Origin of the sequence: Amycolatopsis sp. NPDC005961 (assembly GCF_040629235.1) — a bacterium.
GTDB classification, from domain to species: Bacteria; Actinomycetota; Actinomycetes; order Mycobacteriales; family Pseudonocardiaceae; genus Amycolatopsis; species Amycolatopsis camponoti.
The window spans coordinates 1-7,924 of sequence record NZ_JBEXVF010000140.1; the positions used below are offsets into that span (position 1 = coordinate 1).

General features: G+C 70.8%; 5 protein-coding genes and 1 pseudogene. 4 read left to right on the forward strand and 2 right to left on the reverse strand.

Going from position 1 to position 7,924, the window contains the following annotated elements:
* A pseudogene (locus ABZ342_RS48515) lies at window positions 1-1,266 on the reverse strand (hypothetical protein); the annotation flags it as partial.
* A 418-nt stretch (window positions 1,267-1,684) separates the two neighbouring features.
* On the opposite strand from ABZ342_RS48515, the gene ABZ342_RS48520 reads away from it, so the two are divergent.
* From ABZ342_RS48520 to rfbB, 3 genes are all read left to right on the forward strand, one after another.
* Complete coding sequence (locus tag ABZ342_RS48520) at window positions 1,685-2,977, forward strand: histidine kinase (protein ID WP_360488782.1); 1,293 nt, start codon at window positions 1,685-1,687, stop codon at window positions 2,975-2,977.
* 96 nt (window positions 2,978-3,073) lie between these two features.
* Window positions 3,074-3,961: a glucose-1-phosphate thymidylyltransferase RfbA gene (rfbA, locus tag ABZ342_RS48525; protein ID WP_155545893.1), complete on the forward strand. Its 888-nt coding sequence runs from the start codon at window positions 3,074-3,076 to the stop codon at window positions 3,959-3,961.
* A 19-nt stretch (window positions 3,962-3,980) separates the two neighbouring features.
* A complete protein-coding gene (gene rfbB / locus ABZ342_RS48530) occupies window positions 3,981-4,952 on the forward strand; it encodes a dTDP-glucose 4,6-dehydratase (protein ID WP_360488785.1) in 972 nt (323 codons plus the stop codon).
* A 1-nt stretch (window position 4,953) separates the two neighbouring features.
* Here rfbB and ABZ342_RS48535 read toward each other — a convergent pair whose 3' ends face one another.
* A complete protein-coding gene (locus ABZ342_RS48535) occupies window positions 4,954-6,432 on the reverse strand; it encodes a glycosyltransferase family 39 protein (protein WP_360488788.1) in 1,479 nt (492 codons plus the stop codon).
* 205 nt (window positions 6,433-6,637) lie between these two features.
* Between ABZ342_RS48535 and ABZ342_RS48540 the strand changes: the two genes are divergently transcribed.
* Window positions 6,638-7,864, forward strand: a complete 1,227-nt coding sequence (locus ABZ342_RS48540; RefSeq protein ID WP_360488791.1) for a macrolide family glycosyltransferase — start codon at window positions 6,638-6,640, stop codon at window positions 7,862-7,864.
* Window positions 7,865-7,924: the final 60 nt, after the last annotated feature.

Sequence of the window (7,924 nt, forward strand, 5' to 3'; positions counted from 1 at the left end):
GGCCGACGGCGACGCGCTGCGGGCGGTGCGGTGAGCCGTTCGGCCCGGCGGGAGCGCCGTCGCCAGGCCGCCGAGCGGGGCCTGCCGCCGGCCCGCGGCGTCGGCGGCGGTGGCCGCGAGCGCGAACAGCACGGCCACCGCGCAGTGGTCACGCGGGTCGCCGGCGTGGCCGGCGGCCGTGCGCAGCTCCGTCATCGCCGCTTCCGGGTCGAGCTCGAGCCGGGCGGCGGCCAGCGCCAGCCGGACGTCGAGCCGGCCCGGCTCGGCGGCGACCGCGCGGGACAGGTGGGCGACCGCGGTCGCCGGGTCGCCCCGGTGTTCCGCGGTGGCCGCGGCTTCGAGCGCGAGGTCGATCATCCAGCGCTCGTCGAGCCGCGGCAGCGCGCCGAGGTGCGGGGCGACCTCGGCGGCGGGCCGGGCGTCGTCGTTGAGCACGCGCGCCGCGCGCAAATGCAGGTGAGCGAGTTCCTCGGCGGGCGTTTCCGCGAGCAGGCGGGATCGGACCGACCGGTCGAGCACGCTTCCGGCGAACAGATTCGCGCGGCGAATTCCGTCGAGGGCGATCCGCACCGGCCGCGCGGGCAGCCCGCACAAAGCGGCCACCCTGGTCACGTTCTGTTCGTCGAGGACGGCCACGGCGGTGGCCACCGTCCGTGCCTGCGCGGACAGCCCGGCCAGTGCGTCGACCGGGCGCGGCGCGGCGACTTCCCAGCGGTGGCACCGGTCCTGCGCACCGATCTGCCCCAGCGCCCAGGTGCCGGGACCGGCCTCGCCGGGACGGCGGCCGAGGACGAGCAGAAACCGCTCTCCGCGGCCGCACCGCAGCAGGAAGTCGAAGAACCGCACGGACGATTCATCGCACCATTGAGCGTCTTCGACGACGATCACGACATTCTTTTTCCGCAATGGCCCGGAAAGCAACAACGACCGCAGTGTGCGGAATTTCCGGTGCAGTGCGGAACCGTCTTCCGCGGGCAGTTCCAGAGTGCGCGCAATGGCACCACCCGGATCGGCGTGACCCGCGAACAGTTCGGAGAGCGCGTGGAACTCGGTGGGCTCGGCATCGACTTCGCCGGAAAGACGAATAATATTCGCGGACCGGCCGGTTTCCGTCGCTTCGAAGCCCGCCAGCAGGGCGCGGACGCCGCCGTCGGGCGCCCCGTCCACCAGCGCTGCCTGCGCGGACTCCGTCCACGCGAGCACCGCACACCGGGACAATGCGCCCGAATACCCGGCGAAGACCGGATTCGGAGTGGGATCCGCCATGCCGCCATCGACCTTTCCTGCGGACCCGGCGAAACCGGATCCTTTCCCGCAGCCCCCAGAGCCGCCGAAGGACCTGACCGTTCGAACGCTATTGACACCGCCGCCGGGATGAAAACCACCGTCGGTGCCCGATCCGTGCCACTTCCTCCACTAACGAGTGACCGTACCAGGCGCGACGCAGGCTGTCAGCGAAGACCACCACCCGGACGGGTGACATACTTGTAGCATTACCGAGCGCCCGAAACTGGACATTTAACCAAGACTTGAGGTCCCCCTTGTTGCCCGTGGGCCGACGGAGTGAAGGGGAACCAACGAAAGTTGTCGGTCGATCCGCCGGAGGGCAACTTTCGTCGCTAGTCCGCCGCGGGAACCGGCGGTCCACCTCCTGGAAGGTGCTCCGGGAGCTAACGTGGAGCCCGTGTCGGACGTCACTCCAGGTACTCGAACCACGCTGCGTGAGCAGCTTGGCACCCGCATGGGGCCCAAGCACGAACTGGCGACGCTGCTCAGCCTGGCGGTGATCTTCGGCGCGCTCGACGTGGCGATCTGCCTCAGCAGCAACCCCACCACCGGCTGGGCCGGCCCCCGCGCCGACCTCATCCTCCAGCTGGCGGTCGACGTCTCGGTGCTCGGGCTGCGGCGCTTCCCCAAGACGGTCGCGAGCATCGCGCTGGCGGTCACCTTCGCGACCGTGCTGGCCGACGCGCTCGCGCCCGGCCTGCTCTCCCCGGAAGACCCGGCCAGCCCGCTGATCCTGCCCCGCATCACGCCGGTCATCGTGATCTTCCTGGTCCGGACGCAGAGCCAGCGCGTCTCGTACGCCTTCGTCGGCGCGCTGGCGATCATCGGCAGCGAGCCGTGGGCGCCCAGCTGGACGATCACCCCGGTCGGCCTGCTCAGCACGATCGGCCCGGCGGCGGTCGTGCTGTACCTCGACGCGCGCAAGCAGCTGCTGCAGGAGCTGCGCGACCGCGCCGAGCGGGCCGAACGCGAGACGCACCTGCTGGCCGAGCAGGCCCGGTTCGAGGAACGCCGCCGTCTCGCCGCGGAGATGCACGACGTCCTCACCCACGGGCTCAGCCTGATGGTGCTGCACGCCGGGGCGCTGGGCATCAGCTCGAAGGAACCCGACGTCCGCAAGGCGGCCGAGGAGATCCGCGCCCGCGGCGCGATGGCGCTCGACGAGCTGCGCGACCTGGTCGGGGTCCTGAACACGACCGCGGCCGACATCTCCGAGCGGCTGGCGGGCCCGAGCCCGCGGACCGGCTCGGCGGGGACGCCGGAGCAGCCGCCCGACCCCTCGACGCTGGTCGCCGAGTCGGTCGCGGCCGGGATCCCGGTGGAGCTGGACGTCGAAGGCGAGCGCTCCCAGATGTCCCCGACGATCGCGCGCACGGTCCACCGGATCGTGCAGGAGGCGCTGACCAACGCCCGCAAGCACGCGGCGGGCGCCGAGATCCGCGTCGAGCTGCGCTACCGGCCGGACGGGGTCGGCATCCGCGTCGTCAACACCCCGCCCCGGCGGCAGCCGGACGAGGTGCTGGCGGGCAGCGGCTCCGGGCTGGGGTTGTCGAGCTTGCGCCACCGCGTCGAATTGGTCGGCGGAACGTTGCAGGCCGGCCCGACGCCGGACGGCGGGTTCCGGATCGCGGCCGACCTGCCGGCGTACGTGCCCACGACGGAGACCCGGCAGAAGGCCACCCAACGCTGACGCTCCGCCGGGCCAGGACTGGAGATTCTCCTACTAGTCCCGGACTTAGGGTCGGGGCCGGACGCGATCCTTCCCGACCAAGAACCTGGGGCCCACATGAAAGGCATCATCCTGGCCGGCGGCAGCGGCTCCCGGCTGCATCCGGTCACGCTGGGCGTCTCCAAGCAGCTCGTTCCGGTCTACAACAAGCCGATGATCTACTACCCGCTCTCGGTCCTGATGCTCGCCGGCATCACCGAGATCCTGCTCATCTCGACCCCGCACGACCTGCCCGCGTTCAAGCGGCTGCTGGGCGACGGTGCCGAGCTCGGGCTGAGCCTGAGCTACGCCGAGCAGGCCCACCCGAACGGCCTCGCGGAGGCCTTCATCATCGGCGAGGAGCACGTCGGCGACGATACCTCCGCCCTCATCCTCGGCGACAACATCTTCCACGGCCAAGGTTTCTCGGACGTGCTGCGCGCCGCGACGCACGACCTCAAGGGCTGCGTCCTGTTCGGCTACGAGGTCTCCGACCCGCACCGCCACGGCATCGGCGAGTGCGACGCCGACGGGAACCTGATCTCCATCGAGGAGAAGCCGGCCAACCCCAAGTCGAACCGGGCGCTCACCGGCCTGTACTTCTACGACAACGACGTCGTCGAGATCGCCAAGGGGCTCAAGCCGTCCGCGCGCGGCGAGCTGGAGATCACCGACGTCAACAACGTCTACCTCGACCGGGGCCGCGCGAGCTGCGTCGACCTCGGCCGCGGCTTCGCCTGGCTGGACACCGGCACGCACAAGTCGCTGCTGGACGCCGGCCAGTACGTGCAGACGATGGAAGCCCGCCAGGGCGTGCAGATCGCCTGCCTCGAAGAGATCGCGCTGCGCATGGGCTTCATCGACGCCGACCAGTGCCACGCGCTGGGCGAGCGGATCGGCAGCTCGGGCTACGGCGAGTACGTCATGGACTTCGCGCGCCGCGCGCGGCCGCTCACCGCGGTCTGAACCCCGGAGGATCCTTCCCATGCGCATGGTGGTGACCGGCGGCGCCGGTTTCATCGGCTCGGCCTACGTCCGCAACGTGCTTTCCGGCCACTACGCCGGATTCGAGCCCGACGAGCTGGTCGTGCTCGACAAGTTCACCTACGCGGGCAACCGCGCGAACCTGGCGCCGGTCGCCGGGGACGAGCGCCTGCGGGTCGTCGAGGGCGACATCTGCGACCCCGAGGTCGTCGAGCGGGAGCTGACCGGCACCGACCTGGTCGTGCACTTCGCGGCCGAGTCCCATGTGGACCGGTCGATCGCCGGGTCCGCGGAGTTCGTCCGCACCAACGTGCTCGGCACGCAGACGCTGCTGCAGGCCGCGCTGGAGCGGGAGGTCGGCAAGTTCGTCCACGTCTCCACCGACGAGGTCTACGGGTCCATCGACGAGGGCTCCTGGCCCGAAACGCACCCGGTCGCCCCCAACTCGCCGTACTCGGCCTCGAAGGCGGCCTCCGACCTGCTGGTCCGCTCGTTCTTCATCACCCACGGCCTCGACGCGTCGATCACCCGCTGCTCCAACAACTACGGGCCGTACCAGTTCCCCGAGAAGGTCATCCCGCTGTTCGTCACCAACCTGGTCGACGGCCTCCAGGTCCCGCTCTACGGCGACGGCCTCAACGTCCGCGACTGGCTGCACGTCGACGACCACTGCCGCGGCATCCAGCTGGTGGCGGAAAAGGGCCGCGCCGGCGAGGTCTACAACATCGGCGGCGGCACCGAGCTGACCAACCGCGAGCTCACCGAGCGGCTGCTCGAAGTCACCGGCCGGGACCACACCGCGATCCGGCCGGTCGAGGACCGCAAGGGCCACGACCGCCGCTACTCGGTGGACATCACGAAGATCTCCACCGAGCTCGGCTACACCCCGCGGGTCGGCATCGACACCGGCCTGCGCGACACCGTCGACTGGTACAAGAACAACCGCGGGTGGTGGGAACCGCTCAAGGGCTGACCTACTGAGTGCGCAACCGCGGCCACAGCGCGTCCCACGCGACGGTCCGTCCACTGAAGACGGTCATCAGCTGCGGCACGATTTCCTGGTGCCGGGCGAACGCACCGGCCACCGGCGGGCTCGCGTCGCCGACGAACAGGACGCTGTCGACGCTCTCGTCCGGGTGCCCGAAGTAGAAGTACCCGCGGTGCGCGCTGTAGACGTTCGGCAGTCCGCGTTCGGCGCCGAAGAGCTGGAGGTCGGCGGCGAAGGCGTAGCTGTCGGTCATGATCGCCGTCCGGGCGCGCTGCTCGGGCGGCAGCGCGGCGTAGACCTTCACGACGGCGTCGGAAAGCTGGCCGAGCTGACCGTCGGACTGCACGAAGACCTTCGCCGTCAACGGCACCAGCGGCACGTCGGGAATGCGCTCGGCCCAGGACTTCGGGTAGATCGGCAGCGCGACGAGCGCCTGCAGGATCGACGCCGCGACGAGCACCCAGCCGAGCGCCTTCGCGGCGGTGGGCCACTTGACGTCCTGCAGGCCCACCGCGCCGGCCGCGAACAGCGGCGCGTACAGGCTGTAGACGTAGTAGGACCGGCCCGACGTCAGCAGGTAGGCCACGATCAGCAGCAGGAACGCGACGCCGAGGAAGCGGTACGGCCGCAGGTCCCGGGCGATCAGCAGACGTCCGAAGCCGAACAACGCGAGCGGGACGCCGATCACCAGGCCCGGCCCGGACAGCAGCTCCAGCAGGAACGGGCCGGTGCCGGGGAACTCGGCCGCGACGACCTCGGACATCCGGGTGTACGGCCAGCCGTTCGCGGCCTGCCAGACCAGCGTCGGCACGGTCGTCAGCGTCGCGACCAGCGCGCCCGCCCACAGCAGCGGACGGCGCACGAGGTCACGCGGCCCGAAGACCAGCGAAGCGACGGCGAGCGCCACCCACAGCGCCGGGACCAGGAACTTCGTCTGCAGCGACACGGCCGTGACGAGCCCGGCGGCGAACAGCAGCCGGTCGTCGCGCACCCGGGTCCAGCGCACGACCAGCCACAGGATGAGCGACCAGAAGAACGGGTCGATCGAGTAGGTCGCGAGGTAGTGGCAGATCAGCGTGGCGCCGGACATCGCGTACGCCGCCGCGGCGACGGTCTGCGCGACCCGGCGCCCGCCCAGCTCGCGGGCGATCAGCGCGCTCAGCACGATCCCGCCGACGGCGGCGAGCGTCGCGGGCAGCCGCAACGCCACGAGCGAGCCGGGGAACAGGTGGTCCAGCCCCGCGGCCAGGAACGGCACCAGCGGCGGCTGGTCGAAGTAGCCCCACGCGGGGTGGTCGCGGCCGGCCACCACGAAGTAGGCCTCGTCGAACGAGAACCCGTAGTTCCGGCTGGCGACGAGGAGCAGGGCTCCGGTGACTCCCGCGATCAGGAGAACCGGAGTCCGCGCGAACGCCGGGCGCGTGCGGCCCGGCCGGCTGTCGGTGGTCTCACTGGTAAGGGTCATGGTCCTAGTAGACCCGGGTGGACCTGGCGTTCTCTGCGGCCGGGAGTCTTCATCCCGGGCAACAAAAGTCGATCTCCGCGCGCGAACCCGCAACCTTCGTAGTCACTCGGAAGTGATGTTTCAGCACGCAAAGTGAGGGTAGCGAATTCCCTAGACTTTGCCCGGAAACCCGCTCTGAGCTGGGGTTTTTCGCGATACTCCAGCCATGACCCAGGGCCGGCACATCGTCTTCTTCAGCTTTCCGGGCGTCGGGCACATCAACCCGATGCTGGGCCCGGTCGAGGCGCTCGCCGCGCGCGGCCACCGGGTCACGTTCGTCGTCGCCGAACAGTTCACGGGCCTGCTGCGCGACAGCCCCGCCGAGGTCCTGCCGTACCACTCGGACTTCCCCGCGTCGGTCACCAAGGTCGACAGCGCCGACGACGCGGTCACGATGATCATCGACCTCATGCGCGAAGGCTTCGCGGCGCTCGAACCGGCGCTGGAGCGGCTTTCCGGTGACCGGCCCGACCTGATCGTGCACGACACCATCAGCGGCAACGCCGCCCGCGTGCTCGCGCGCGCCTGGGACGTCCCGCTCGTCGAGAGCTGTCCCGTCTTCATCGAAAACGACGACGACGAGATCCCCGGCTCGCCCCAGCCGCCCGACGACCACCCGGCCGCCACCGGCTTCGACCACCGGGACCCGCGCCTGGAGCGGTTCGGCGAAGAGTTCGGCGCGGGCGTCTCGGCGCTGCTCACGCGGCACGGGCTGGACCCGGACCTGGCGATGGCCAGCCTGAGCGCGACCGGCGACGAGCCGCGTCTGGTCTACATCCCCAAGGCGTTCCACTACGGGAGCGAGACGTTCGGCTCGCGGTACCTGTTCGTCGGCCCGACCGCGGACTGCCGTCCCCTCGAAGGCCACTGGACCCCGCCCGGCGACGGCCTGCCGGTGGTGCTGATCTCGCTGGGCACGTCGATGAGCAAGGACCTCGGGTTCTTCACCGGCTGCATCGAGGCCTTCCGCGGCGAGCCGTGGCACGTGGTGCTGACGCTGGGCCGCGGCGCCGACCTGGCCGCGCTCGGCGAGCTGCCGCCGAACGTCGAGGCGCACAACTGGATGCCGCACCCGTCGGTGCTGAAGCACGCGACGGCGCTGGTCTGCCAGGCCGGGATGGGCAGCGTCCTGGAGGCGCTGCGCTACGAGGTCCCGATCGTCGCGGTCTCCCACAGCGGCGAGACCCTGGCCAACGCCCACCGCGTCGCGGAGCTGGGCCTGGGCCGGCACATCCCGGTCACCGAGGCGAGCGGGGCGGCGATCTTCGCCGCGGTCGAGGCGATGGCCGCGGACGACTCGCTGAGCACCCGGCTCGCGCTGATGGCCAAGGAGATCGAGCAGGCGGGCGGGGCTCCCGCGGCGGCCGACGCCCTGGAAGCCCTTCTCCCGTAGGCAGTCTGCCGCGGCTCGTCGTGAGTGAGAAACAGGGTTAGAACACTGTTTCTCACTCAC